2 protein-coding genes are annotated in these 3,525 nt (G+C 41.0%); both read right to left on the reverse strand.

All coding sequences use genetic code 11. The annotated features are described in order from the left end of the window. Positions 1-56 precede the first annotated feature (56 nt). Positions 57-2,516: a GNAT family N-acetyltransferase gene (locus AC1DND_RS22955; protein WP_477584913.1), complete on the reverse strand. Its 2,460-nt coding sequence runs from the start codon at positions 2,514-2,516 to the stop codon at positions 57-59. Then, positions 2,461-3,525: pyridoxal phosphate-dependent decarboxylase family protein (locus AC1DND_RS22960; RefSeq protein ID WP_477584914.1), on the reverse strand; the 1,065-nt coding region annotated here is incomplete at its 5' end. The genes AC1DND_RS22955 and AC1DND_RS22960, both read right to left, overlap by 56 nt.

Genomic DNA, 3,525 nt, shown 5'->3' on the forward strand with positions numbered 1-3,525 from the left:
AGGTTGAACGGACCTATACCGATCCCTACAATGTCGTATATTTTTTGATTTTGCATTTAAATTTCCTCCGTTTCAAATTCTGATGATTTAGCCATGGCATATGCCTTCGCCTCAGGGAATTTTTCCCAGTACCAATCGCGGTGGCAAAAGGTAAGATTGGCCATTTTGTAAGGCATCTGGATCACTTTCTCCAATTTGAAGCCCAATCTGGTTACAAAAATGTGCATCGCGCGACTTTCAACAGCTGCTTCGCCAATGCATTTACCTACTTCAGGTTGTTCGAAAATGAAATCCATTAATGCCTGACCGGTTTCGAAGCTGAATTTTTTATCTTTATCCGTTGGCGCAATCAGCAAATGTGCACCATAATCGGTCGTTAAAGCTTCGTAGCAGGCACCTACACCATCGCGCATTGGCCAGTAGGGCTCTATGGTAAAAGTGGGTTCGCCATTTATTTCGCCTATAAAACTGTGCGATGAATCGTTTGGCAATAAAGTTCTATAGAATAGCTCTAAACCTCTAATCGGTCCATCCATCTTCCAGATCGGTTTTGCATGTTCCTGGTTAAACCAATCGTGAACCATTTCCAGATCCTGGTCGATATTAAACGGCCGGATGTTGATCGTTACATTTTCTTTAGGGAAAAATCTGCTGTACAACACATCTTTCGTTTGCGGCTTGATCAGGTTTTCGGAGAAGAAATATTTAGATAAAGGATTGGGGAACTCACGGTAAATAGCCGGATTATCGATAGGCGCACTGGCCTCGTCGATATTGCAGAGATTGGTAAGCAGGTTACCTTTTACCTCCCAGCTGCGACGGTTGATGATATAATCAACCAAACCTGTAGTATCGCTGTTTTCGAATTGTTTAAACTCCAGATAAACGAGATCGATCAAGGTTTTTTCATCGGCGAGATTGTTGCTTGCAATGGCATTTACCACACCTAAAATATTGTTGATGAGCAGGTAATAGGTGAGCTTAGGGATAATGTATTCGTTCGGTACAATCGAACCGCTTTCTGCAGCAATACCAGGAGATACTTTTTCTAATACCTCGGCTTTAGCATCACTAAAGAAAAAGCCCTGATTATCCCTGAAATAAAGTTTTGCAGGATAATAATCTTTATCCAGTTCTACCATCACATTTTGCTGATGGAACTCAAAAGCCATCCCAAAATTGTTGTAAAGTCCAACAATCGGTGCAACACAAAGGTGCAGGTATTGTTTAAACCAGTTTACTGCAGTATAGGCAACCGTTTTATTTTTGCTGATCGCTGCTTCTTCAATGATGTTTACAATTCTTGGTTTTTGCCCCAGTAAAGCATCCTGACAAAGTGCTGCCAAAAGCGTTACATTTTTCTCGGCTCCTTCTCCCTTAAAAGGATTTTGCCTGATACTGATGTTGAAACCATTAATGGCTTCGCCTTTATAATTTACGGAGATAAATGCAGGGTCGGTAATGAATTCAATTTCAGGGAACTCGGCTTTGGCCGCTTTGCCGTATTCGGTTTTTAAAAGTTTACTTACATCATAGCCACGGTGAAGCTCTCTAACCAGGTTAACCCTTTGCGAGTTGGTTATTTTTACGTGTAACGAAAATTTAAGCATCCAATCGCTCGATGCATTGTAAACTGTCCTCACCGAAGATGTTGGTGTATAGAATTCTCCAAAATGCCCAAGATAGAATAGCAGCTTTTCTTCCTGCATCGCTTTTACTGTAGGAAGGGTAAGCAGATATTCTGCCTCCCAGGGGTGCATGGGTACCACTTTATGGTCTGGGTGTTGATCGAGTAAATGAATGATTTCAGCATGGTTGCTATCTAACAATTCAATTCTGAAAAGATCCGTCATGTCAAAACCTTCCGCATTTTTCTCAACAATATTTTCTGCTGAGATCAGGAAATAGGCCAGTTGGAAACGACCCTGGGTTTCTGGTGAATATTTAAAAAGCTCTTCTTTATTGTTAAAGCCAGATCTCCCTTTAGGAAGTGGATGTGCATTGTGACCTAAAAACAAAGATTGCTCTGCCTCAATAAAATTCATTTTAGCAAAATTTGCAGGCCTGCCATTCTGTTTGAAGAACGATAAAAATGCTTCAAGATTTTCTACACTGTTGGCTAAACGTTGTTTTACCAGATTAGCATCAACATCAGGAAATTCTTTAGCACTGAACTGGATGGCCAGTTCCATAAACCTGTAAATACTGATCGGATTGACGACATCTGTAGCAACATCACGTTCGACTATCGGGAAATTAAATACGTGCCTGCCACTGTCGGCATAAAATTTTAAAGGCGCATACACTTCGAAACCAATGGCCGTAAAATCGAACCGGATATGCAGGCGATCCGTAGTGGTAGTCAAATAGTTTGCTAAAGACTCATCATATTTAGGTGTACCTATATAACGGCTCCAGTTGTTAAATTCTCTGCAATAACTGTTTAGAAGTGCATTAAAGTTAGTTTCTTCTGAAATCTGCTGAAACCTGATTGAGTCTAACGTATTCGTTTCCATGTTTTTTAATAATTTTAATAATGTTTTCAATATCGCTGATGGTAGTAAGCGGGTTAAGTAGGGTAAATTTGAGGTAGAATTGATGGTTAATCTTGGTGCCGGCAACTAAAGCCTTCCCTTGATTAAACATCGCTTTTTTGATGTACTGGTTCATGGCACAAACATCTAAGCGTACGTTTTTTGGTCGGTAACGGAAAACCAATGCACTGATATCTGATTCGTTCATCAGCTCAAAATCACTATCTGAGTGCAAGAGATCAGCAATTTTGGCTGCGGTTTCGATAATGGTGTCAAAATAACCACCCAATTTGTTCCTGCCCATCATCCTTAGTGTAAACCAGAGTTTTAAAGCGTCAAAGCGTCGGGTGGTTTGTATCGATTTGTTTACCTGGTTGGGTAAACCATCCTCATCATGATCTTTTGGATTTAAATAATCGGCATGGTGCGTAATCAGGTTGAAAAAGTTTTTATCGCGTACGAGGAAACCGCTGCTGCTTACCGGCTGGAAGAAAGATTTATGGTAATCAACCGTAACCGAGTGGGCCAGTTCGATCCCGTTCAACAAACTGCGGTACTTATCCGTTAGCAGTAAGCCGCAACCATAAGCGGCATCGATGTGGAACCAGGTATTGTATTTTTTGCTGATAGAAGCAAGTTCTTTCAGCGGATCAACATTTCCGAAATCGGTAGTTCCTGCTGTGCCTACAATGGCAATAGGGATGTTGCCCTGATTAATTTCCCGTTTAATGGCATCTTCCAATAAAACGGTATTCATCCTAAAGCTGCGGTCGGTTTTGATCTTGATTACCGATTTTTCGCCTAAACCTAAAAGGGAAGCATTTTTCTGAATACTGAAGTGCGCTTTTTCAGAAACAAAAATCCTAAAACGAGCTGCTTCCTGGGGCAATCCATCTACTTTAATGTTGTGGTTTAGTGCCGTGATGGAATAATGATCACGGGCCAATAAAAGCCCCATTAAATTGCTCTGGGTGCCCCCGCTGGTAAAAAT

It is taken from the genome of Pedobacter sp. 01N416 (genome assembly GCF_056399685.1).